Annotated in this window: 24 protein-coding genes; 15 read left to right on the forward strand and 9 right to left on the reverse strand. The window is 55.7% G+C overall.

Annotated elements, in window-relative coordinates:
- Positions 1–5: 5 nt before the first annotated feature.
- Together L379_RS13635 and xthA are read right to left on the reverse strand one after the other, a co-directional pair.
- Complete coding sequence (locus L379_RS13635; protein WP_017693601.1) at positions 6–689, reverse strand: TVP38/TMEM64 family protein; 684 nt, start codon at positions 687–689, stop codon at positions 6–8.
- Between the two features lie 6 nt (positions 690–695).
- Positions 696–1,502: an exodeoxyribonuclease III gene (gene xthA / locus L379_RS13630; protein ID WP_015570756.1), complete on the reverse strand. Its 807-nt coding sequence runs from the start codon at positions 1,500–1,502 to the stop codon at positions 696–698.
- A 433-nt stretch (positions 1,503–1,935) separates the two neighbouring features.
- Between xthA and L379_RS13625 the strand changes: the two genes are divergently transcribed.
- From L379_RS13625 to ves, 7 genes are all read left to right on the forward strand, one after another.
- Positions 1,936–3,156, forward strand: a complete 1,221-nt coding sequence (locus L379_RS13625) for a succinylornithine/acetylornithine transaminase (RefSeq protein WP_032653264.1) — start codon at positions 1,936–1,938, stop codon at positions 3,154–3,156.
- Complete coding sequence (astA, locus tag L379_RS13620; RefSeq protein ID WP_032653266.1) at positions 3,153–4,187, forward strand: arginine N-succinyltransferase; 1,035 nt, start codon at positions 3,153–3,155, stop codon at positions 4,185–4,187. Before L379_RS13625 ends, astA begins: the two co-directional genes overlap by 4 nt.
- Positions 4,184–5,671: a succinylglutamate-semialdehyde dehydrogenase gene (astD, locus tag L379_RS13615; protein WP_032653267.1), complete on the forward strand. Its 1,488-nt coding sequence runs from the start codon at positions 4,184–4,186 to the stop codon at positions 5,669–5,671. The genes astA and astD overlap by 4 nt, the downstream gene beginning before the upstream one ends.
- Complete coding sequence (gene astB, locus L379_RS13610; protein WP_023303517.1) at positions 5,658–6,983, forward strand: N-succinylarginine dihydrolase; 1,326 nt, start codon at positions 5,658–5,660, stop codon at positions 6,981–6,983. Before astD ends, astB begins: the two co-directional genes overlap by 14 nt.
- A 9-nt stretch (positions 6,984–6,992) precedes the next feature.
- On the forward strand, positions 6,993–7,958 hold the full coding sequence (gene astE, locus L379_RS13605; protein WP_032653269.1) for a succinylglutamate desuccinylase: 966 nt from the start codon (positions 6,993–6,995) through the stop codon (positions 7,956–7,958).
- Between the two features lie 337 nt (positions 7,959–8,295).
- The gene (gene spy, locus L379_RS13600; RefSeq protein ID WP_015570753.1) at positions 8,296–8,790 is read left to right on the forward strand and encodes an ATP-independent periplasmic protein-refolding chaperone Spy; all 495 of its coding nucleotides are present in this window, start codon (positions 8,296–8,298) and stop codon (positions 8,788–8,790) included.
- A gap of 167 nt (positions 8,791–8,957) precedes the next feature.
- Positions 8,958–9,515 carry an environmental stress-induced protein Ves gene (ves, locus tag L379_RS13595; protein WP_017384666.1) on the forward strand — a complete coding sequence of 186 codons (558 nt, stop codon included), beginning with the start codon at positions 8,958–8,960 and terminating at the stop codon, positions 9,513–9,515.
- Here ves and cho read toward each other — a convergent pair.
- Both cho and nadE read right to left on the reverse strand, forming a co-directional pair.
- Complete coding sequence (cho, locus tag L379_RS13590; protein WP_072204511.1) at positions 9,493–10,371, reverse strand: excinuclease Cho; 879 nt, start codon at positions 10,369–10,371, stop codon at positions 9,493–9,495. The two genes, ves and cho, sit on opposite strands and share 23 nt — an antisense overlap.
- A 115-nt stretch (positions 10,372–10,486) precedes the next feature.
- Positions 10,487–11,314 carry an ammonia-dependent NAD(+) synthetase gene (nadE, locus tag L379_RS13585; RefSeq protein ID WP_003857837.1) on the reverse strand — a complete coding sequence of 276 codons (828 nt, stop codon included), beginning with the start codon at positions 11,312–11,314 and terminating at the stop codon, positions 10,487–10,489.
- Between the two features lie 231 nt (positions 11,315–11,545).
- Between nadE and osmE the strand changes: the two genes are divergently transcribed.
- The 7 genes from osmE to chbG all read left to right on the forward strand — a co-directional run bounded on the left by osmE (position 11,546) and on the right by chbG (position 17,397).
- Complete coding sequence (gene osmE / locus L379_RS13580; RefSeq protein ID WP_003857836.1) at positions 11,546–11,890, forward strand: osmotically-inducible lipoprotein OsmE; 345 nt, start codon at positions 11,546–11,548, stop codon at positions 11,888–11,890.
- Between the two features lie 281 nt (positions 11,891–12,171).
- Positions 12,172–12,489: a PTS N,N'-diacetylchitobiose transporter subunit IIB gene (gene chbB, locus L379_RS13575; RefSeq protein ID WP_015570750.1), complete on the forward strand. Its 318-nt coding sequence runs from the start codon at positions 12,172–12,174 to the stop codon at positions 12,487–12,489.
- Positions 12,490–12,569: 80 nt separating this feature from the next.
- Positions 12,570–13,928: a PTS N,N'-diacetylchitobiose transporter subunit IIC gene (chbC, locus tag L379_RS13570; RefSeq protein ID WP_017384664.1), complete on the forward strand. Its 1,359-nt coding sequence runs from the start codon at positions 12,570–12,572 to the stop codon at positions 13,926–13,928.
- A gap of 47 nt (positions 13,929–13,975) precedes the next feature.
- The gene (gene chbA / locus L379_RS13565; RefSeq protein ID WP_003857835.1) at positions 13,976–14,323 is read left to right on the forward strand and encodes a PTS N,N'-diacetylchitobiose transporter subunit IIA; all 348 of its coding nucleotides are present in this window, start codon (positions 13,976–13,978) and stop codon (positions 14,321–14,323) included.
- A gap of 29 nt (positions 14,324–14,352) precedes the next feature.
- Complete coding sequence (gene chbR / locus L379_RS13560) at positions 14,353–15,171, forward strand: transcriptional regulator ChbR (protein ID WP_017384663.1); 819 nt, start codon at positions 14,353–14,355, stop codon at positions 15,169–15,171.
- Positions 15,172–15,280: 109 nt separating this feature from the next.
- A complete protein-coding gene (locus L379_RS13555; protein ID WP_032653271.1) occupies positions 15,281–16,636 on the forward strand; it encodes a 6-phospho-beta-glucosidase in 1,356 nt (451 codons plus the stop codon).
- 11 nt (positions 16,637–16,647) lie between these two features.
- Positions 16,648–17,397, forward strand: a complete 750-nt coding sequence (gene chbG / locus L379_RS13550; protein ID WP_032653272.1) for a chitin disaccharide deacetylase — start codon at positions 16,648–16,650, stop codon at positions 17,395–17,397.
- Positions 17,398–17,486: 89 nt separating this feature from the next.
- Here chbG and katE read toward each other — a convergent pair whose 3' ends face one another.
- Complete coding sequence (gene katE, locus L379_RS13545; protein WP_032653274.1) at positions 17,487–19,736, reverse strand: catalase HPII; 2,250 nt, start codon at positions 19,734–19,736, stop codon at positions 17,487–17,489.
- Positions 19,737–19,923: 187 nt separating this feature from the next.
- On the opposite strand from katE, the gene cedA reads away from it, so the two are divergent.
- Positions 19,924–20,178 (forward strand): cell division activator CedA, encoded by a 255-nt coding sequence (cedA, locus tag L379_RS13540; RefSeq protein ID WP_071524159.1) that lies wholly within the window; start codon positions 19,924–19,926, stop codon positions 20,176–20,178.
- 48 nt (positions 20,179–20,226) lie between these two features.
- On the opposite strand, the gene tcyP is transcribed toward cedA, so the two are convergent.
- From tcyP to hxpB, 4 genes are all read right to left on the reverse strand, one after another.
- Positions 20,227–21,618 (reverse strand): cystine/sulfocysteine:cation symporter, encoded by a 1,392-nt coding sequence (tcyP, locus tag L379_RS13535; protein ID WP_032653278.1) that lies wholly within the window; start codon positions 21,616–21,618, stop codon positions 20,227–20,229.
- Positions 21,619–21,745: 127 nt separating this feature from the next.
- The gene (locus tag L379_RS13530; protein ID WP_015570742.1) at positions 21,746–22,336 is read right to left on the reverse strand and encodes a metal-dependent hydrolase; all 591 of its coding nucleotides are present in this window, start codon (positions 22,334–22,336) and stop codon (positions 21,746–21,748) included.
- Positions 22,337–22,431: 95 nt separating this feature from the next.
- Positions 22,432–23,193, reverse strand: a complete 762-nt coding sequence (gene kduD, locus L379_RS13525; RefSeq protein ID WP_017384658.1) for a 2-dehydro-3-deoxy-D-gluconate 5-dehydrogenase KduD — start codon at positions 23,191–23,193, stop codon at positions 22,432–22,434.
- Positions 23,194–23,321: 128 nt separating this feature from the next.
- A complete protein-coding gene (gene hxpB / locus L379_RS13520) occupies positions 23,322–23,993 on the reverse strand; it encodes a hexitol phosphatase HxpB (RefSeq protein WP_003857825.1) in 672 nt (223 codons plus the stop codon).
- Positions 23,994–24,124: the final 131 nt, after the last annotated feature.

Genomic DNA, 24,124 nt, shown 5'->3' on the forward strand with positions numbered 1-24,124 from the left:
ATGCCTCACTTTTTAATCGAAGGGATGTAACGGGAAAACAGCCAGCGAGTGACCAGCGGTAATAACCCTAATAGTGTAAAGGCGAACAGCAGTCCCGGCGACAGAATATCGCGCAGCGCGGTGAGTTTCCCCAGCTCGCGTCCGGCGTTCAGATAAATGACGGTGGCAGGTAGCATTGCAAGCTGGCTGACCCACCAGTAGTGACGCACCCTGAGACGGGTTAGCCCCATCAGCAAATTGACCAGAAAGAACGGGAACAACGGCATCAGGCGCAGGGCAAAAAGGTAGCGTGCGCCGTCGCGATCCATCCCCGCATCTATCGTGCTCATCTGTGCGGCAAAGCGCCGTTGCACCCAGTCGCGCAGCAGATAACGGCTGACGAGCATGGCAAGCGTGGCGCCGAGCGTCGAGGCAAATGACACCAACAGCGTCGCCTCCCACAGGCTGAAAAGCGCCCCGCCGAGCAGCGTCAGAAGCGCGGCTCCGGGGATCGACAGCGCGGAGAGCAGAACGTAAACCGCAAAATAGATCAGCGCGCTCTGAAGAGGCGCCTGCTCCACACGATCGATCAACGTTTGCTGGTGCATTTTTAGCGTGTCGAGGGAGAGCATGCCTGGAGGAAGCAAAACAACGGTCAAAACAAATGCGCCCAGAAGGGCGCACAGGAGACTGATTTTTTTAATATTCACTGAAGTTTACAGCTTGAACGTTGCCCATACCGGCGCATGGTCGGACGGCTTTTCCATACTACGGATGTCATAGTCGATACCGGTTTCGATGCAGCGTTCGGCCAGGGGGGCGCTCGCCAGCAGCAGATCAATACGCAGGCCCCGGTTGTCATCGAAGCCTTTAGAGCGATAGTCAAACCACGAGAAGCGATCCTGCGTCGCCGGGTTAGCCGTGCGGAAAGTATCCACCAGCCCCCAACCCAGCAGGCGCTCCATCCACTCGCGCTCCTCCGGCAGGAAAGAGCATTTGCCGGTGCGCAGCCAGCGCTTACGGTTCTCTTCGCCAATACCGATATCCAGATCCGTCGGGCTGATATTCATGTCGCCCATGATCAGCACCGGGTTTTCTTTTTTGAGTTCGGTTGTCAGGTAGTTTTGCAGATCCTGATAAAACTTCGCTTTGGCCGGGAATTTGGTTTCATGATCGCGGCTTTCACCCTGCGGGAAATAGCCGTTGATGACGGTCACATTGCCGAGCGCGGAAGGAATTTCCGCCATGATGATGCGGCGTTGCGCCTCTTCATCGTCACCCGGGAAGCCACGACGCACCGACACCGGCGTATCTTTGGTCAGCAGCGCAACGCCGTAGTGGCCTTTCTGACCGTGGTAAAAAACGTTATAGCCCAGCTTCGCTACCTCTTCGAGCGGGAACATATCGTCGTGAACTTTTGTCTCCTGCAAGCCGATCACATCTGGCTGATGTTGCTCAACAATCGCTTCAAGCTGGTGAGGGCGGGCACGCAGGCCGTTGATATTAAAAGAGACAAATTTCATAGTCGCTGCCAATGCAAGGTGAATAGTGCAAGGATGGTAGCAGAATTTACGTCGTCTGTTATCCGCTTCGCCCAATTACTGCGACAGATAATGCCGACGGTGCAATATTTGCACCATTTCGGCGCGTTTTGCCCTCGAACAGGGCATAAAGGACCGATAAATTTCGCGAGCGATCACAATTACAGAATTATATTTGGCCTCTGCATACTCTTTCTTGTTTTCATGCGGTAAAGCGCCGCTTGTCGTAATAATATTCACTATTTATGCATTAAAAGTGAATAACTCCATATTGTAACTCATTGATATTCTGTTACCCCAACCCGTTTATGCATTTTTATCGCTGGCTGGCACGAACGCTGCAATCTACATTCACAGTGCAAACACTCAATTATTTAACATTTAAACAACCTTTTATTTACCGGATGAGGTCGCTATGTCTCTGTCAGTTACGCGTGAAAATTTCGATGAATGGATGATGCCGGTATACGCTCCGGCGGCTTTTATTCCGGTACGTGGGGAAGGCTCTCGCCTGTGGGATCAGCAGGGCAAAGAGTATATCGACTTTGCGGGTGGGATTGCGGTGAATGCGCTGGGGCATGCAAACCCAGCGCTGCGGCAGGCGCTGAATGACCAGGCGGCGAAATTCTGGCATACCGGCAACGGTTATACCAACGAACCGGCATTGCGTCTGGCGAAGAAGCTGATCGACGCCACTTTCGCAGAAAAAGTCTTTTTCTGTAACTCCGGCGCGGAAGCGAACGAAGCGGCGCTGAAGCTGGCGCGCAAATATGCGCACGATAAATTCGGCGCGCACAAGAGCGGCATCGTAGCCTTTAAAAATGCCTTCCATGGCCGCACGCTGTTTACCGTCAGCGCGGGTGGTCAGCCCTCATATTCTCAGGATTTTGCGCCGCTGCCGCCGGATATCCGGCATGCGGCGTATAACGATTTACACTCTGCCAGCGAGCTGATTGACGACACCACCTGTGCGGTGATTGTCGAGCCCATGCAGGGGGAAGGCGGCGTCATGCCCGCCCAGAAAGCGTTCCTGCAAGGGCTGCGCGAGCTGTGCGATCGGCATAACGCGGTCCTGATTTTTGACGAAGTCCAGACCGGCGTGGGCCGCACGGGTGAGCTGTACGCCTACATGCACTATGGCGTGACCCCGGATGTGCTCTCAACAGCCAAAGCGCTCGGCGGCGGTTTCCCGGTGGGGGCGATGCTGACCACCGATAAATTCGCCAGCGTGATGACCGTGGGCACTCATGGCACCACATACGGCGGCAACCCGCTGGCAACCGCTGTCGCCGGACAGGTGCTGGATATCATCAACACCCCTGAGGTGCTTAACGGCGTGAAGCAGCGTCACCAGTGGTTTGTTGAGCGCCTTACTGCCATTAACAGCAAAACTGGCCTGTTCAACGAGATCCGCGGTCTGGGGCTGTTAATAGGCTGTGAGCTTGCCCCTGAGTTTGCCGGCAAAGCGAAGCTGATTTCACAGGAAGCGGCAAAGCAGGGCGTAATGGTGCTGATTGCCGGTGCTAACGTGGTGCGGTTTGCCCCTGCGCTGATCGTCAGCGAGGAAGAGGTCAGAACTGGCTTAGATCGTTTTGCGCTGGCCTGCGAACAGGTGAAGTCCGGGGTGTCATCATGATGGTCATCCGTCCCGTTGCGCACGGCGATCTCGCCGGGCTTATGCAGCTTGCCGGTAAGACAGGGGGCGGGCTGACCTCGCTGCCTGCCGATGAAAAAACGCTGTCGGCGCGCATTGAGCGCGCCCTGCAAACCTGGCAGGGGACGTTGCCAAAAAGCGAACAGGGCTATGTGTTCGTGCTGGAAGATACTGACACGGGAACCGTGGCGGGGATTTGCGCTATCGAGGTGGCCGTCGGGCTTAACGATCCGTGGTACAACTACCGCGTCGGCACGATGGTCCACGCCTCGAAAGAGCTGAACGTTTACAACGCGCTGCCGACGCTCTTCCTCTGTAATGACCATACCGGCGCCAGCGAACTCTGCACCCTGTTTCTCGATCCGGACTGGCGCAAAGAGGGCAACGGTTATCTGCTCTCCAAATCGCGCTTTATGTTTATGGCCGCCTTTCGCGAAGGCTTCAACGAAAAAGTGGTCGCGGAGATGCGCGGCGTGATTGATGAGACGGGCTACTCGCCGTTCTGGGAGAGTCTGGGCGAACGCTTCTTCTCCATGGAATTTAGCCGGGCGGATTACCTGTGCGGGACCGGTCAGAAGGCGTTTATCGCCGAGCTGATGCCGAAGCATCCTATTTATACCCATTTCTTAACGCCTGAAGCGCAGGCGGTGATCGGCGAAGTTCACCCGCAAACCGCCCCGGCCCGCGCAGTGCTGGAGAAAGAGGGATTTCGCTACCGTAACTACGTCGACATCTTCGACGGCGGCCCGACGCTGGAATGCGACATTGACCGCGTTCGCGCCATCCGTAAAAGCCGCCTGGTTGAGGTTTCAGAAGGCCAGCCCGCGCCGGGCGAGTGGCCAGCCTGCCTGGTCTCGAACGAGAATTACACCAACTTCCGCGCCATGCTGGTGCGAACCAACCCAACATGCGAGCGTCTGGTACTGACGGCTGCGCAACTGGATGCCCTGAAATGTAACGCTGGCGACACGGTTCGCCTGGTGCGGCTCTGCCCTGAGGAGAAAACAGCATGACTCTATGGATTAACGGTGACTGGGTAACGGGCGAAGGTGACGCGCGGACAAAAACTAACCCGGTCGGTCAGGAGGTGCTCTGGTCGGGGAACGACGCCAGCGCCGGGCAGGTTGAGCAGGCCTGCCAGGCTGCACGCCGCGCGTTTACGGCATGGGCGAAACGGCCATTCTCCGAGCGCCAGGCGCTGGTTGAGAAATTTGCTGCGCTGCTGGAGGCCAATAAAGCCGAGCTGACCCGCATCATTGCCTGCGAAACCAGCAAGCCGCGCTGGGAGGCAACAACCGAAGTCACGGCGATGATCAACAAAATTGCGATATCGGTGAAGGCGTACCATACCCGCACCGGCGAGCAGCATACCGAGATGCCAGACGGCGCCGCCACGCTGCGCCACCGTCCGCACGGGGTGCTGGCGGTGTTTGGCCCGTATAACTTCCCCGGACATCTGCCGAACGGGCACATTGTGCCTGCGCTGCTGGCGGGGAATACCGTCATCTTCAAGCCGAGTGAGTTAACCCCCTTAACCGGAGAAGCAGTCATAAAACTCTGGGAGCAGGCGGGGCTGCCGCCGGGGGTGGTGAATCTGGTGCAGGGCGGGCGTGAAACAGGTCAGGCGCTGAGTGCGCTGAGCGACATTGACGGTCTGCTGTTCACCGGCAGTGCCGGAACGGGCTATCAGCTGCATCGTCAGCTGGCGGGGCAGCCGGAAAAAATTCTGGCGCTGGAGATGGGCGGCAACAACCCGCTGATTGTGGAAGATCCGGATGATATCGATGCCGCGGTCCATCTGACCATTCAGTCGGCGTTCATTACCGCCGGACAGCGCTGTACCTGCGCCCGCCGCCTGCTGGTTAAACGCGGCGCGCAGGGGGATGCGTTCCTGAAGCGTCTGGTGGAGGTGAGCGCGCGTCTGGTTCCCGCGAAATGGGATGCCGAGCCGCAGCCGTTTATCGGCGGGCTGATCTCCGCGCAGGCGGCGCTGAACGTGCTGAAAGCGTGGCAGGAGCACGTGGCGCGCGGGGCGAAAACCCTGCTGGAGCCGAAGCTGGTTCAGCCGGGCACGTCGCTGCTGACGCCGGGGATTATTGAGATGAGTGCGACGAGCAACGTGCCGGATGAAGAGGTCTTTGGCCCGCTGCTGTGCGTCTGGCGCTATGACGATTTTGAGTCGGCGATCGAGATGGCCAACAACACCCGCTACGGCCTGTCGAGCGGCCTGATATCGCCGCATCGCGAGAAATTCGAACAGCTGCTGCTGGAAGCGCGCGCCGGGATCGTGAACTGGAACAAACCGCTGACCGGTGCGGCGAGCACCGCGCCGTTTGGTGGCGTAGGGGCGTCGGGCAACCATCGCGCCAGCGCCTGGTATGCCGCCGATTACTGCGCGTGGCCGATGGCAAGCCTGGAAACCCCGGCGCTGACGCTGCCGGAGACGCTGAATCCGGGGCTGGATTTTACAGAGGGTGACGCCCATGAAAGCGCGTGAGGTTAACTTTGACGGCCTCGTGGGGCTGACGCACCACTATGCCGGGCTGTCGTTCGGTAATGAAGCCTCGACGAAGCACCGTTTCCAGGTCTCGAACCCGAAGCTGGCGGCGAAGCAGGGTCTGTTGAAAATGAAGGCGCTGTCCGATGCCGGTTTCCCGCAGGCGGTGATCCCGCCTCAGGAGCGACCAAACGTGGCCGTGCTGCGCCAGCTGGGGTTCAGCGGTACGGATGAACAGGTGGTGGAAAAAGCAGGCACGCAGACGCCACACCTGCTTTCGGCGGCCAGTTCAGCCTCCTCGATGTGGGTGGCGAATGCCGCCACCGTTGCGCCGTCGGCGGATACGCTGGACGGCAAAGTGCATCTGACCGTTGCTAACCTGAACAACAAATTCCACCGCGCCAGCGAAGCGGAGACCACCGGGCGCGTGCTGCGCGCCATTTTTAATCATGAAGCGCATTTCGAGGTGCATTCGGCGCTGCCGCAGGTCGCGATGTTTGGCGATGAAGGGGCGGCAAACCACAACCGTCTGGGCGGCGACTATGGCGAGCCGGGTTTGCAGCTGTTTATCTATGGACGGGAAGAGGGCGGCCACGCCGCGCCGGTTCGTTATCCGGCGAGACAAACTTTAGCCGCAAGCCAGGCGGTTGCGCGGCTGAACCAGGTTAATCCTTCTCAGGTGATTTTTGCCCAGCAAAATCCGCAGGTGATCGACCAGGGCGTGTTTCATAACGACGTCATTGCCGTTTCCAACCGTCAGGTGCTGTTCTGCCACGAGCAGGCGTTTGCCCATCAGGAAAAGTTGCTGGCCACGCTGCGCGAACGCGTGCCGGGATTTATGCCGATTCAGGTGCCCACGCAGGCGGTAAGCGTACAGGATGCGGTCGAAACGTATCTGTTCAACAGCCAGCTGCTGAGCCGGGATGATGGCAGCATGATGCTGGTGCTGCCGCAGGAGTCCCGCAACCATCAGGGCGTCTGGCGCTATCTCAGCGAACTGGTGCAGGCGGATAACCCGATTGATGAACTGCGCGTGTTTGATCTGCGGGAAAGTATGGCCAACGGCGGGGGACCGGCGTGCCTGCGACTGCGCGTGGTGTTAACGCCGGAGGAGATGCAGGCCGTGAATCCGGCGGTGATGATGAACGACACGCTGTTCAATACCCTCAATGACTGGGTGGACCGCTATTATCGCGACCGTCTGGTTCAGGCCGATCTGGTTGATCCGCAGCTGCTGCGCGAAGGCCGCGAGGCGCTGGATGCATTATCGACCATCCTGCAACTGGGATCGGTTTATCCGTTCCAGCGCTAAGGAGATGATATGGAAAACTTACTGGCGCTGACGCTGGCCGAAGAGACACCGGAGCGGCAAGAGGGGGAAGGCCCCTCGTTCCACTGGCGATGGCTGGGGCGGGGCGTGCTTGAACTGACGCCGACGGGGGAATATGACCTGTCGCTGCTGCTTTCGACCGGCATTCACGGAAACGAAACCGCGCCCGTGGAGATTGTCGATCTTTTGCTGCGCGCGCTGTTTCGCGCAGAGATCACGCTGCACTGCCGTCTGCTGGTGGTGCTGGGAAATCCGCCTGCGCTGGCGCAAAATAAACGGTATCTCGTGAGCGACATCAACCGCATGTTTGGTGGTCGCTGGGCGCAGTTTCCACAGAGTGATGAGACGACACGCGCGCAATGGCTGGAGAAGGTGGTCACGGCGTTTTTTGCCGGGGCGGGGGAAACACGCTGGCACCTCGATCTGCATACGGCCATTCGCGCCTCGTACCACGTGCGTTTTGGCGTGTTACCGCAGCGTCATCAGCCGTGGGATGAGGCGTTTCTGACCTGGCTTGGCGACGCGGGGCTGGAGGCGCTGGTTTTCCACCAGACGCCAGGCGGCACGTTTACCCACTTCACCTGCGAGAATGTTGGCGCGTTATCCTGCACCCTGGAGCTGGGAAAAGCGCTGCCGTTCGGGCAAAACGACCTGACGCGTTTTGCCCCTACGCATCAGGCGCTTCGGGCGTTGCTCGCCGGGGTTGCGCCGGAACCCTCCCGGGAACCCGTTGTGCGCTATCGGGTCGTGCAGCAGCTCACGCGTCAAAGCGAGGCTTTCCAGCTACATATGGCGCCCCATACGCTGAACTTTACGCCGTTTCGCCAGGGCGTCCTGCTGGCGGAAGATGGTGAGACGCGCTATGCGGTACAGAAATCCACGGAATATGTTTTATTTCCTAATCCGTCGGTCGCGTTTGGTTTGCGAGCAGGCCTGATGCTGGAAAAAATGCCCTGATCGTCTCCCCTCGCGCAGACCGGAGGGGAAATGAAGAATAAATTTCTTAGCGTTAAAAGCGCTCTGGTATTGTTTGCGGAATATTCCTGGAGAATTGCTTTATTATTAAACGGCACTTCGCTATACTTCTCCATAATCTCTTTAAAATCATCCTGTTGAATATTTTTGTTTCATCTCTCCACGCTTTTTCCTTAATTTCTCCACAATTGGCGAAAAGTTGTTTTTTACACTTTCATTGTTTTACCGTTGCTCTGACTAATTGACGATAAACCCCGTAAAGTTAATCTCGTCAACACGGCATAGCGCCGAAGAATAACTGAAAGTAAGGAAAGACATTATGCGTAAATTAACTGCACTGTTTGTTGCCTCTACCCTGGCTCTGGGCGCTACCAGCATGGCGTTCGCCGCCGATACCGCGACCACTACCGCCGCGCCGACGGAAGGCAAAATGATGATGCATCATAAAGGCAAGCCGGGTATGCACCATGAGATGATGATGTTTAAAGATCTGAACCTCACCGATGCGCAGAAGCAGCAGATCCGCGACATCATGAAAAGCCAGCGTGACCAGATGAAACGTCCTCCGCTGGAAGAGCGCCGCGCAATGCATGACATCATTGCCAGCGACAGCTTCGATAAAGCAAAAGCGGAAGCGCAGATCGACAAAATGGCCGAGCAGCATAAAGCGCGCATGCTGGCCCACATGGAAACCCAGAACAAGATTTACAACATTCTGACGCCGGAACAGAAAAAGCAATTTAATGCCAATTTTGAGAAGCGTCTGACAGAACGTGCAGCGCCGGAAGGTAAAATGCCTGCACCAACCGAATAATCGGTTCACTCTCTTAAGACCGCCGGGCTCCTGTCTACAAAAGCGAAAACGCTGTGGACAGGACCGGCGGTTTTTCTTTTATCCCATGCCTAAGGTCTGGCCTGACTGCTGCCGATAATACGTTTGTGAAAATGCGCTGGCGCACGGTGCGTCCTTCAGGAGTGGTCATGGAATTCTTTGATATCCGTAAAATGCCGGTCAGTCTCTGGCGTAATGGTGCGGGTGAGACGCGTGAGATTTGCTGTTTTCCTCCCGCGACGCGGGATTTTTTCTGGCGGGCCAGTATTGCCTCCATCGCCAGTAACGGCGAATTTTCCGCGTTCCCGGGCGTCGACCGGGTGATTACGCTGCTGGAGGGCGGCGAGGTGACCCTGGATGCAGGCAGGGCGTTTTGTCATACCCTGAAGCATCATCAGCCTTACCGATTTGCGGGCGATCTGGCGGTGAAAGCCGTGCTCACAGAGGGGCAGATGTCGATGGACTTCAACATCATGACCCGACGGGATTGCTGCCAGGCAAAGGTGCGCGTTGCTACCCGGACGTTCACTACCTTCGCATCACGCGGTGGGGTGGCATTCGTATTAAGCGGCGCCTGGCAACTGGGCGACAAATTACTGACCGCCGATCAGGGCGCCAGCTGGGAAGCGGGCAGTCATACCCTCCGTTTACTGGAAACGAAGGGGTCGCTGCTGTTCAGTGAAATTACCTGGCTGCCGGGTCATTGAGGACGATGATCTCATATTTTCCGGTTAACAGTGGCTTGCAGAGAATTTTGTAACCATCCTGATCGAAACCGGCAGGGGTGCGCAGCAGAGCGGTAGCGTCATCCAGATTTTCAACGGCGCCAAGCCAGAGCCAGTTGCGGATGATGTGATAGTGCGTCATCCCATCGCGGGTTTCTTTCAGCGCCACCGCGCCTTCCCACGGCCAGCAGTTAACGCTGATAGAGGCAAGGCCAGCCATAAACCGGGCATGATGTTCTTCAACGCTCTCTTTTCCACAGCACGCCCCGGCGCAGCGTTTCAGCGCTGAGCGGAAACAGGCGCGACCACGGGTGGTGGCTTCCAGTCCTAACAGGCCGTAACAAAGCTGTAATTCATCAGCCAGGGATTGCAGGGTTTGCAGTGCGGCACGTTTGTTGGCAAACAGACCGTAAAGATTGGGTTCATGCGAAAAATCCACTTCCCGGGCATAAACGATCTGCGGTTTTCCTGCGTTAATCTGCAAGGAACACAGCTGGCGGTTGCGGCGCAGGCGTTTGTTAAACAGCGGCTGCTGTTCCTTGATGAGCCGGGCTTCGAGCAGAAGCGCGCCCAGTTCGCCTGCCGTCTCGATCCAGGTGATCCGCCGGGACTGCCTGAGCATCGATGCTTCATCCGGCGTACGCAGGTGCGACATCACCCGGCTGCGGATATTCACGCTTTTGCCGATATAGAGCGGCATGGTGTCGCTGTCGCCGTGGAAGAAATAGACGCCAGGCTGTTTAGGCAGTGCCTCAAGCCAGGGGCGAAGATGCTCGGGATATTCGTAGATAGCCGCCGCTTCAAACTCAAGACGCGGGGCGGATTGACGCCTGCTCACATACTGCTCCATATACTGTTCAGGCATACAGTGTAGCAGGTGTTCGGTGGTTAAAAAAGAGCCGGGTGGCGGCTACGCCTTACCCGGCCTGCAAAGCGGAGTTACCGTTTTGCTTTTACTTTTTCCAGAAATCATCAAACACCGTAATGGGCGGACGGCGCTTATGCTCGGTTTTCAGATACCAGCCTTCGATAATTTTAGCGGTACCTTCGTCGAGCGTTTTGCCTTCCAGATAATCATCGATGTTGTCATACGTAACGCCCAGCGCCGCTTCATCCGGCAGGGAAGGGCGATCGTCCTCCAGGTCCGCCGTTGGCGCCTTCTTATACAGGTGCTCCGGGCAGCCCAACGCCGCCAGCAGTTGCTTGCCCTGACGCTTGTTCAGACGGAAGAGGGGGTTAATATCCGTGCCGCCATCGCCGTATTTGGTGAAGAAGCCGGTGATGGCTTCCGCGGCGTGGTCGGTGCCGACGACGACCCCTTTGGTCATCCCTGCGATACTGTACTGCGCTTTCATGCGCTCACGGGCTTTCTCGTTGCCGCGGACAAAATCGCTCAGTTCAATACCGGCTTCACGCAGGGCCTGCTCGCTGGCCAGTACCGAACCTTTGATGTTTACGGTAAGAACACGGTCCGGCTGAATAAACGCAATCGCATCCTGACAGTCCTGCTCGTCGGCCTGCACGCCATACGGCAGACGTACGGCAATAAATTGCAGCGCGGTGTCACCGGTCTCGTCACGCAGCTCGGAGATGGCCATCTGGCTCAGCTTACCGGCCAGAGTGGAATCCTGACCGCCGCTGATGCCCAGCACCAGCGTCTTCAGGAAAGGGTGTGCAGACAGGTAAGCTTTCAAAAAATCAACGCTACGACGGATCTCTTCATTGGCATCAATCGCAGGTTTCGCGCCCAGCGCCTGAATAATTTCTTGTTGCAGAGCCATTACGCCCTCCCTATGCAGAACCAAACAGAAAGTGTGATCTGTTAAAACTAACCCTTTGTCGGGGAAACGACAAGGATCACAGTTTTGAGTGTACTGTTTTACAGCGATTTAGCAGCTTACCGTTGTTTTATTAGAATTTTCCGAAATTCGTCTGGCGTAACTCGCAAAGTTGAACAATAGTAATTTTTATCCCATGCTTAGTTAACACGCTGATAAACAAGAGGACGGAATATGAACAAGAACGTAGCAGGAATTTTAAGCGCAGCGGCGGTACTGACTATGCTGGCAGGGTGTACAGCTTACGATCGCACTAAAGATCAGTTCACACAGCCAGTGGTAAAAGACGTCAAAAAAGGCATGACGCGTTCCCAGGTTGCAGCCATTGCCGGTAAACCTTCTTCAGAAGTCACTATGATCCACGCGCGTGGTACCTGCCAGACCTATATTCTGGGTCAACGTGATGGTAAGGCAGAGACCTATTTTGTCGCCCTGGATGATACGGGTCACGTGATCAATTCTGGTTACCAGACCTGTGCCGAATACGACACCGACCCACAGGCACCTAAGGCACAGTAAGCCTGCTTGCCTGAGAGCGTTAACAAACCGGTCGGAAGGCCGGTTTTTTTATGCATACGTGAATCTTATTTCTTGGCGCGAATTATTTGCCTGAAATGTGAAGGTAGTCAACAAGCCAGGTCAATGAGAGACAATTTCAGTCTATCCAGAATTATCCCCTCCCTGTACCATTGCGTATACTCACTTCAACGACAAACAATGTTCAGCACACTGCCCGTCAGCCAGGATAGCGAGTCGAGTGATAGCGAGACGGCGGGTAGCCAAACAAGAGGGAAGTTATCATGGAAAAGAAACATATCTATCTGTTTTGCTCTGCGGGCATGTCCACTTCGCTGCTGGTTTCCAAAATGCGCGCGCAGGCCGAAAAATATGAAGTCCCTGTGGTGATTGAGGCGTTTCCGGAAACGCTGGCGGGCGAGAAGGGCCAGACAGCAGACGTTATTTTACTCGGGCCGCAAATCGCTTATATGCTGCCAGAAATTCAGCGTCTGCTACCCAATAAGCCGGTCGAAGTGATCGATTCCGTTTTATACGGCAAGATTGATGGTTTAGGTGTATTAAAAGCTGCCGTTGCGGCGATTAAAAAAGCTGCTAATTAATTTTTTATTTTTCCCGTCAAAGAGTTATTTCACACACAATACGCCGTAACGGTCGTTGCGGCATTTAAGGGTATTTTCCTATGAGTAAAGTCATCGCTTCACTTGAAAAGGTACTCCTTCCTTTTGCTGTTAAAATAGGAAAGCAGCCTCACGTTAATGCCATTAAGAACGGCTTTATTAAATTAATGCCGTTGACATTAGCCGGGGCAATGTTCGTTTTAATTAACAACGTTTTTCTGAGCTTTGGAGAAGGTTCCTTTTTTTATTCATTAGGAATTAGGTTAGATGCTTCAACTATTGAAACCCTTAATGGTTTAAAAGCCATTGGCGGCAACGTATACAATGGTACGTTGGGTATTATGTCGCTAATGGCGCCTTTCTTTATCGGAATGGCGCTGGCGGAAGAGCGTAAAGTGGATCCGCTTGCGGCAGGCTTACTGTCCATTGCCGCGTTCATGACCGTCACACCGTACAGCGTGGGTGACGCTTACGCCGTTGGCGCCAACTGGCTGGGTGGGGCAAACATCATTTCCGGTATTATTATCGGGCTGGTGGTGGCCGAAATGTTCACCTTCATTATTCGCCGTAACTGGGTTATCCGCTTGCCGGATAGCGTTCCGGCCTCCGTTTCTCGTTCCTTTTCCGCGTTGATTCCGGGCTTCATTATTCTCTCCATCATGGGGATTATTGCCTGGGCGCTCTCTCACTGGGGCACAAACTTCCACCAGATCATTATGGACTCTATCTCAACGCCGCTGGCGTCGATGGGTAGCGTAGTCGGTTGGGCGTATGTCATCTTTACCTCCCTGCTGTGGTTCTTCGGCGTGCATGGTTCACTGGCACTGGCGGCGCTGGACAGCGGTATTATGACCCCGTGGGCACTGGAAAACGTCGCGCTTTACCAGCAGTACGGCTCCGTCGATGCGGCGCTGGCGGCCGGTAAAACCTTCCATGTGTGGGCGAAGCCGATGCTTGACTCCTATATCTTCCTGGGCGGTACCGGGGCGACGTTGGGTCTGATCATCGCGGTCTTTATTGTCTCTCGCCGCGCCGACCATCGTCAGGTTGCGAAGCTGGCCCTGCCATCAGGCATCTTCCAGATTAACGAGCCGATCCTGTTTGGTCTGCCAATTATCATGAACCCGGTGATGTTCATTCCCTTCATCCTGGTTCAGCCGCTGCTGGCCGCGATTACGCTGACGGCGTACTACCTGGGCATTATCCCGCCGGTGACCAACATTGCGCCGTGGACGATGCCGGCTGGTCTGGGCGCGTTCTTCAACACCAACGGTAGCGTGGCGGCCTTCCTGCTGGCGATATTCAACCTCGGGATTGCAACCCTGCTCTACATGCCGTTCGTGGCGATTGCGAACAAGGCCGCAACGGTTATCGATGAAGAAGAGAGCGAAGAGGATATCGCCCTCGCACTGAAATTCTAAAATTGCACGGCGCGGGGCAACCCGCGCCAGCGGAAAGGAGCTTAAAGATGTTAGATTTAGAGAGTATCGTTGCCGAAGAAACCGCAGAGAATGATCTGGAAGAGGTGGTGATGGGCCTCATCATCAACTCCGGGCAGGCACGCAGCCTGGCGTATGCGGCGCTTAAGCAGGCTAAGCAGGGCGACTTCGTTGCCGCGAAAACCATGATGGAGCAGTCCCGTACAGCGTTAAACGAAGCGCATCTGGTGCAGACGAAGCTCATCGAAAGCGACCAGGGCGAAGGGAAGATGAAAGTGAGTCTGGTGCTGGTACATGCGCAGGATCATCTGATGACCTCCATGCTGGCACGCGAGCTGGTCGCGGAGCTCATCGAGCTTCACGAGAAGATGCAATAAGTCAGTTGAAGTAGCAGGAGGTCAGCACGATGGAAATCAAAACCGCACATGAGCAACAGCTGTTTAATGGCAAAAATTTTCACGTGGTGATTTACAACAAAACGGAGAGCGCCAGCGGTCTGCACCAGCATGACTACTACGAGTTCACGATTGTTCTGACCGGCCGCTACTATCAGGAGATCAACGGTAAGCGCGTCCTGCTTGAGCGTGGCGATTTCGTCTTCCTGCCAATGGGATCTTATCACCAGAGCTTTTATGAGTTTGGTGCGACGCGCATTCTGAACGTAGGGGTGAGCAGGCGTTTCTTCGAGAAGCACTATCTGCCGCTGGTGCCGTTCTGCTTTGTGGCGTCACAGGTGTATCGCGTTAAAAATGAGTTTATGACCTGGATTGAAACGGTTATCGCATCGCTGAATTTCCGCGACAATGAATTTGATGAATTTATTGAAACCGTGACGTTCTACGTCATGAATCGCCTCCGCCATCACCGTGAAGAACAGCAGGTGGTGGATGATATTCCTCAGTGGCTGCGCAGTACCGTGGAGCTGATGCACGATAAAGGACAGTTCAGCGATAACGCCCTGGAGAATATGGTGGCGCTGTCGGGTAAATCGCAGGAATATTTGACGCGCGCCACGCAGCGTTATTACCGTAAAACGCCTGTGCAAATCATTAATGAAATCCGCATTAACTTTGCCAAAAAACAGCTGGAAATTACTAACTACTCTGTCACCGATATCGCTTACGAATCGGGTTACAGCAGCCCCAGCCTGTTTATTAAAACCTTTAAAAAATTGACTTCATTCACACCGAACAGTTACCGCAAAAATTTAACGGTAATTAATTAACTTTCGGCGGTTTATCCGCCAGGAACCGTGACGTAATGGCTTGCCCAAATAGCGGGAAGAGTACGCTATACCTTGCAGGCGATTAACCTGATACGCTAAGGGAGATATTATGCAACAGAAATTAAAAGTCGTAACCATTGGTGGCGGCAGCAGCTATACCCCGGAATTACTTGAAGGTTTCCTGAAACGGTATCATGAATTACCGGTCAGCGAATTATGGCTGGTGGATGTTGAAGAAGGTCAGGAGAAGCTGAATATTATTTTTGAACTGTGCAAACGCATGGTTGAAAAAGCGGGCGTGCCCTTAACCGTGCATAAAACGCTGGATCGCCGCCTGGCACTGAAAGATGCTGACTTCGTGACCACGCAGCTGCGCGTCGGCCAGCTGAAGGCGCGTGAGCTGGACGAGCGCATTCCGCTGAGCCACGGTTATCTGGGCCAGGAAACCAACGGGGCAGGTGGCCTGTTTAAAGGCCTGCGTACTATTCCGGTCATTTTTGACATCATTAAAGACGTGGAGGAGATCTGCCCGAACGCCTGGGTGATCAACTTTACCAACCCGGCCGGGATGGTCACCGAGGCAGTCTATCGCCACACCGGTTTCAAACGCTTTATCGGCGTCTGCAATATTCCGATTGGCATGAAGATGTTCATCCGCGATGTACTGGAACTGACCGATAACGATGATCTGTCCATTGATCTGTTCGGCCTGAATCACATGGTCTTTATCAAAGATGTGATAGTGAACGGGCAATCGCGCTTTGCGGAACTGCTCGACGGCGTCGCCTCTGGTCGCCTGACCGCGGCCTCGGTGAAAAACATTTTCGATCTGCCGTTCAGCGAAGGGCTGATCCGCTCCCTGAATCTGCTGCCGTGCTCGTATCTGCTCTACTACTTCAAGCAGAAAGAGATGCTGGCCATTGAAATGGGCGAATACTACAAAGGTGGCGCACGCGCTCAGGTTGTACAGAAAGTAGAGAAGCAGCTTTTTGATTTGTATAAAGATCCGAACCTGAACGTCAAACCGAAAGAGCTGGAGCAGCGCGGCGGGGCATACTATTCGGATGCCGCGTGTGAAGTGATTAACGCCATTTACAATGACAAGCAGGCCGAGCACTATGTAAATGTTCCCCATCACGGGCACATCGATAATATCCCGGCAGACTGGGCCGTTGAGATGACCTGCATCCTTGGGCGCGAGGGTGCAAAACCGCATCCCCGCATTAACCACTTCGACGATAAGGTGATGGGCCTGATTCACACCATCAAAGGCTTTGAAGTGGCGGCGAGCAATGCGGCCCTGAGCGGCGAGCTGAATGACGTGCTGCTGGCGCTGAACCTCAGCCCGCTGGTGCATTCTGACCGTGACGCTGAAAAACTCGCGGGTGAGATGATCCTGGCGCATGAAAAATGGCTGCCAAACTTTGCTGCAACGGTTGAGAAACTGAAACTCACACACCGTTAAGAGGAGGCGCGATGGAAAACCTGCTGATCGTCAATGCCGATGATTTTGGTCTGTCAAAAGGGCAGAACTACGGCATTATTGAAGCCTGTCGCCGGGGCGTCGTGACCTCTACAACAGCGCTCATCAACGGTGAGGCGGTGGAACATGCGGCGCAGTTAAGCCGTGAGCTGCCCGAGCTGGGCGTGGGCATGCACTTTGTGCTGACGCTTGGGTTGCCCCTTTCGCCAATGCCGGGCCTGACGCGCGACGGCCAGCTGGGGAAATGGATTTGGGAAATGGCGGAGCAGGACGCTCTGCCGCTCGATGAGATTGCCCGCGAGCTGGATTGCCAGTTTAACCGCTTTGTGGATGTGTTTGGCCGCGAGCCTACCCATATTGACAGCCATCATCATGTGCATATGATCCCGGCGATTTTCCCGCTTGTGGCAGAGTTTGCGCAACGTAGAGGCGTGGCGATGCGCATGGATCGTGAGGTGCGCGGGCTGCCGGACGTCGCGGTGACGTCAACGGAGGCGTTCAGCAGCGCATTTTATGGCGACGAGATCGACGAAGCGCTGTTCCTGAAGGTGCTGGATGAGTCCGCCGCGAAAGGGGAGCGCTCGCTTGAGGTAATGGCGCACCCGGCGTTTGTCGATAACATCGTACGTAAGAGCGCCTACTGCTGGCCGCGTCTGGCGGAACTGGATGTGCTGACGTCGGCGTCGTTGAAGTACGCGATTGCCGAGCGTGGGTATCGTCTGGGGACGTTCAGGGATCTTTGAGATAAAGCCCGGTGGCGGCTTCGCCTTACCGGGCCTACAAAAGCAATCGAAATGTAGGCCGGGTAAGCGCAGCGCCACCCGGCTTTTTTTTACGCCGGTATCTGGTCGGTCTTGCTGCTGCGCGACCACACACGGTGCGCGGCAAGCAGGTCAAACAACCGGGTCATAAACGCATCGTCAATGTTATCACCTTCGACAATGCCTTCTTCCCCTTGATCCGGTACCTTCAGCAGAGATTTAAACTTCCGCGCATCGCCTGCCAGGGCGATTGGCTTCAGGTGCTTATAGGCTTCCAGCAGATAATAGGCGGCATCACCGTTACCGAGCAGGCTCTCAACGTCGCCGCACGGCATAATCACCGCGTCAACCGTCAGCGACGGTGCCCCGGCGAAGGTCGCGGCAATTGGCAGGACAGAGCCATCGTCGGCTGTCACTTCACCCATGCGGGAGTAAAGCAGTTTGGCATGTACGCCCTGGGTTTTGAGCGCCTTCATGATCCCCAGCACGTCGCTGGCGCGCGGTTTATCATTCAGCAGGATAGCCACTACGCGGCCTTTAATTGACCCGCCAGGTACCGCGTACAGGCTCAGGGACGGATCCTTCTTCAGCCCGTTCACGTCTTTTGGCGGTGCGGCATGGCATTGCTCGTCAGTCAGCGTGATGCCGAGATTATTCGCCACGCCCTGAGCAAGCTGGATATCAATATGCGCCAGATGGTCGACCACGCGCTCGCGAATGTAGGTACGCACCACTTTGCTCAGCTCAAAGCTGAAACCGCCGATAATGTGCTGCTGTTCAATCGGGGTCTGGCTGTTCCAGAACAGGCGAGGCTGAGCGTAATATTCGCCGAATGACGGGCTGCGCTCGCGAATTTTTGTTCCGTCCACGCGCTCCTGATACGACTCAAATCCGCCACGTTTTGGCCCCGGCGGGGTTTCACGCGGCCAGTTATCGTTAATGGAGTTTGGCTCGTAGTTCGCCGGGTTGGTATCGATATCCTGGCGATGCATCCCGTCACGCTGGAAGTTATGGTACGGGCAGGTCGGACGGTTGATAGGAATTTCGTGGAAGTTCGGTCCACCGAGACGGCTGATCTGCGTATCGGTGTAAGAGAACAGCCGGCCCTGTAGCAGCGGATCGTTGGTGAAATCCAGCCCCGGCACAATATGGCCCGGGTGGAACGCAGCCTGCTCATTCTCCGCGAAGAAGTTATCCGGGTTGCGGTTAAGCACCATTTTGCCCACTAGCTGAACCGGCACCAGCTCCTCAGGAATAAGCTTGGTCGGGTCGAGCAGGTCGAAGTCGAATTTGAACTCGTCCTCTTCCGGGATCAGCTGTAACCCCAGCTCGTATTCCGGGAAATCACCGGCTTCAATGGATTCCCACAGTTCGCGACGGTGGAAGTCCGGATCGCGCCCGGTCAGCTTCTGTGCTTCATCCCACACCAGGGATGCTTTCCCCGCGACCGGTTTCCAGTGGAAACGCACAAACGTCGCTTTACCTTCAGCGTTAATCAGACGGAAGGTATGAATACCAAACCCTTCCATGGTGCGATAGCTGCGTGGGATCCCCCGGTCAGACATCGCCCACATCACGTTGTGAAGGGTTTCCGGTTGCAGGGAGACGTAGTCCCAGAAGGTGTCATGCGCACTTTGTCCCTGCGGTATGGCCCAGTGTGGCTCTGGTTTTACCGCATGGACAAAGTCAGGGAACTTATGCGCATCCTGAATGAAGAAAACCGGGGTGTTATTCCCGACGAGGTCGAAAATGCCCTCTTCGGTATAGAATTTGGTGGCGAAGCCGCGGATATCACGCACCGTATCGGCCGAACCCGCGCCGCCCTGTACGGTAGAGAAGCGCACAAATACCGGTGTGATTTTGTTCGGATCGGAAAGGAAATCCGCCTTCGTGATCGCCTTCAGGCTCTTGTACGGCTGGAAATAGCCGTGCGCCGCGGAGCCGCGAGCGTGAACGATACGCTCAGGAATACGCTCATGGTCGAAATGGGTGATTTTTTCCCGCAGGATGAAATCTTCCAGCAGCGTCGGGCCGCGCGTTCCGGCGCGCAGGGAGTTCTGGTCATCGGCGATACGCACGCCCTGATTGGTGGTCAGCGCATAGCCTTCACCCCCTTTGCGGTGCGGGTCGAGAGATTTTAACTTCTCGTTATCCGCATCGGGCGACTTCACGCTTCCCGGTGCAGTAGGTTGCTCGCCCGGCGCGGACAGGCCCGGCGACGGTTTATGAGAGCCATCCGCAGGGGCGAGTGAGTCCATTCCCGGTTGAGATTCTTCGGTGCCATGAATAGGGGCTTGATGTGGTTTATCATTGTTCGACATTGCACGATTCTCCTTTGTTCGTTCCTGAAAACCCTATTAAGGATAGAACAATGTGATGAATTAGCAGGCGAACTAAGCGTTTTCAGATAAGTGATTAGCGAAAGGAGCCATCTGCCTCACGTCAGGCGCGACGGGTGGGGGGGGAATCGGCTATGATAGAAATTTCCTGCTTTAAGAATTTGCTTTAGTGAACCCGTCGCTTATGAAACCTCTTCGTCAACAAAACCGCCAGGTTATTAGCTATGTGCCCCGCGTTGAACCCGCGCCGCCTGACCATGCCCTGAAAGTGGATGGTTTTCGCGATGTCTGGATGTTACGGGGTAAATACGTTGCCTTCGTGCTGATTGGCGAGCACTTCCGTCGCTCCCCTGCGTTTACGGTGCCGGAATCGGCGCAGCGATGGGCTGTGCAGACCCGCCAGGATGAAGAGGTTGAAGAATAACAGCCATAAAAAAACCGCCCGCAGGCGGTTTTTTTATTTCAGCCGTGATTAACGATGGGCCAGTTCCGCATCTTCTTCACTGTCGAGAATCGTTTTGTCGGTCTGCTTCAGCCACTGGCTGGTCAGGGTACCGGCGGTCATTGAGCCACTCACGTTCAGGGCGGTTCGCCCCATATCGATCAGCGGTTCAACAGAGATCAGCAGGGCAACCAGCGTCACCGGCAGTCCCAGCGCAGGCAGAACGATCAGCGCAGCGAAGGTCGCGCCGCCGCCCACGCCCGCAACACCGGCGGAGCTAATGGTCACGATACCCACCAGCGTCGCAATCCAGACCGGATCCAGCGGGTTAATCCCCACGGTTGGGGCAACCATCACGGCCAGCATCGCCGGGTAGAGACCCGCACAGCCGTTCTGCCCGATGGTGGCGCCAAAGGAGGCCGAGAAGCTGGCGATAGACTCCGGTACGCCCAGACGACGGGTCTGTGCTTCCACGTTCAGCGGGATAGATGCCGCGCTGGAACGGCTGGTGAAGGCGAAGGTCAGCACCGGCCAGACTTTGCGGAAATATTTCAGCGGGCTAACGCCGTTCACGCCCAGCAGGATACCGTGCACCACAAACATAATGCCCAGCCCCAGATAAGAGGCGATCACAAAGCTGCCAAGCTTGATGATGTCTTGCAGGTTAGAGCCTGCCACGACTTTGGTCATCAGCGCCAGGACACCGTACGGCGTCAGCTGCATGACCAGACGCACCAGCTTCATCACCCAGCTTTGCAGGGTATCGATGGCTGTCAGAACGCGCTCGCCTTTCGGCGCATCGTCCTTCAGCAGCTTGAGCGCAGCCACGCCCAGGAATGCCGCGAAGATCACCACGCTGATAATGGAGGTTGGGCTTGCACCGGTCAGGTCAGCGAACGGGTTCTTCGGAATGAAGGAAAGCACCATCTGCGGAACGGTCAGATCGGCCACTTTACCCACGTAGTTGGTCTCAATCGCCGTCAGACGCGCGGTTTCAGCGCTACCCTGCACCAGACCTTCAGCAGTCAGGCCAAACAGATTGGTTACCAGCACACCCACCAGCGCCGCAATCAGCGTGGTGAAGAGCAGGGTACCAATGGTCAGGAAACTGATTTTACCCAGTTGAGAGGCATTATGCAGGCGGGCTACGGCGCTCAGAATAGAGGCGAATACCAGCGGCATAACGATCATTTGCAGCAGCTGTACATAGCCGTTACCGACAATGTTGAACCACTGAATAGAATCTTTCAGTACCGGGCTATCGGAGCCGTAAATGGCGTGTAAGGCCAGGCCAAACACCACGCCCATGACCAGACCGACCAGTACCTTTTTCGCCAGGCTCCACTCTTTGTGGCGAGCCTGGGCGAGAAGCAATAGCAATACGACGAACACAACAATGTTCGCGATGAGTGGAAAATTCATCCCCGTTCTCCTGATTTATTATACGGTCGGTTTTTACCGAACCTGTTGGCGCAAGGTTATCAGAAGTGTGATGTCGCGCTTATATCCATATGGAATGGTTTATGACAAAAGTGATTATATTGTCGGTTTAATGTTCAATCTGGTGATTAATAAAACGATTGAACTGAAATTGTAGCGAGTTGATCATTTGCGATGACCAGCGCACTGCACCATTTTCGGGCAATGTCTGCGGCATCCACACGGCATACGCAAACAGCGCCATACACAGAACGCGCTCCAGCTGGTTGCCTTTTTGCGGCACGAGGATTGGCAGACGGAAACGCCAGCGGCAGGGCCAGAGCAGCGGTACACCTGCTGGCGTCAGCATATCGGCGAGGATATGGCTTAAGTAGCCGAGCACCATGCCCTGAATGGCATCCGCCGGGACGATCCAGCTCTCCGGAACCTTCAAATAGAAGAGTGTAAGCAGGCCGAATACGGCCAGCAGGCTGTGGGTAAACCCGCGATGACCAAAGGCTCTGGCGATGGGTTTTGAAATCCACTTCAGCCGCTGGCCAAGGAATGACTTTGGATGATCTATGTCCGGCAGGAGGCAGGTCAGCACGGCGGAAGGGACAATATGCCACCAGTCCCCCTGTGCCAGCACAGGGGTCAGTTCAGCGTTTTTGGCAAACACTGCACAGGCAAGTGAAAAAAGCAGGTGGCCTTCCGCCGTCATGATAAAACCCGGTAAACTGTCGATTCATACAGTATAGGGTTTTTATACAGTGTGTGAAAGAGGTGACGGTGTAACTCTTTGTCACAAACGCACGGTTAGCGCGCCAGCCAGCCACCGTCTACGGCGAGGGTATGACCGTTAACGTAATCAGAGGCCGACGAGGCCAGGAACACCACCGGACCCTGTAAATCCTCCGGCAGACCCCAGCGACCCGCCGGAATACGGTCGAGGATCGCCTGGCTGCGCTGCTCATCATCGCGAAGCTGCCGGGTGTTATTGGTCGCCATGTAACCCGGCGCAATAGCATTCACATTAATGCCCAGCGTTGCCCATTCGTTCGCCAGCAGGCGGGTGAGGCCCAGCACGCCGCTTTTGGACGCCGTATAGGAGGGCACCCGGATGCCGCCCTGGAAGGAGAGCATGGAGGCAATGTTAATAATCTTGCCGCCCTGACCCTGCGCGATAAACTGTTTCGCCACTGCCTGAGAGAGGAAAAAGACCGATTTCAGATTGAGATCGATGACCTCGTCCCAGTCCTTCTCGCTAAATTCCAGCGCATCGGCACGGCGGATGGTGCCGGCATTGTTAACCAGAATATCGATGCGGCCCATCTCAGCGACTGCGGTATCCACCACGCTCTGAATACTCTCCTGCTTGCCAAGATCGGCGCGAATCGCGATAAAGCGTCGTCCCAGCGCCGTAACGCGCGCTGCCGTTTCGTCAGGAACCTTGCGGTTAACCCCCACGATATCGCATCCTGCCTGGGCGAGGGCAATGGCCATACCTTGCCCCAGACCGGTATCGCACCCGGTCACCATCGCCACTTTTCCTGCCAGAGTAAAAGCATCCAGTATCATACGCGCCTCAGAAGTCAGGTTGTTGTCATTCTGCACGTAAGAATAGGAGTCTGGAATGAGAAAAGCAAATAAAGTAAAACGTTGTTTTGATTTGGCGAAGCAGGCAGCCGAAGCTGCCTGAAAGAGCGTTACTCCCCGCGCAGATGGCGGGCAGTCAATTCTTCAAGAGACGTCAGCCTGACGTCTGCGAGGGCAAAACGGGGATCGTGTCGGCCTTCTTCAGCCGGCACAACGATGGAGCGCATACGTGCGGCTTTGGACGCCACCATGCCGTTAACCGAATCTTCCAGCGCCACACAGGTAAGTGGATCCAGCCCCAGTTTCGCGGCGCAGTCCATATATACCTGCGGATGTGGCTTGCTGTAAGGAAGCTTTTCGGCCGAGGCCAGCGCGTCGAAGCTGTCGCGCAGCCCGAACATCGTCAGCACTTTTTCCAGCATATGCAGCGGTGAGGCCGAGGCCAGCCCCACTTTCAGCCCTTGCGCCTTGCACAGGGCGATAGCGTCGCGTACGCCCGGCAACAGCGGCTTATACTCTTCTACGAGGGAGATAGCGCGGTTGATAATGCGCGCCGTTACTTCGTCGCGATCCGGGCCAACCCATGGCTGGTGGGCATACCAGAGGTCAACCACCATATCGATGCGCAGCCCCAGGGTATCGGGAAGCTCGTTACGACGACTGATATCGACGCCGAGGCTGGCCATCACGTCCAGTTCAGCCCGATCCCACAGGGGTTCGGAATCAATCAGCAATCCATCCATGTCAAAAATAGCGGCAAGTATCTGGCGCGGGGTCGACATTACAACATCTCCTTATCTTGGGGGTAAGACAAACGGTGCTAAGCACAAGCAATTTAGCATATTGCATTCAAAGAGCGGGCGAAAATGACCGACAGCAGGTAGACTTAGGCACAAATAACGCGTCTTTATGA

Source organism: Enterobacter sp. MGH 33, assembly GCF_000534535.1.
Taxonomy (GTDB): Bacteria; Pseudomonadota; Gammaproteobacteria; order Enterobacterales; family Enterobacteriaceae; genus Enterobacter; species Enterobacter hormaechei_C.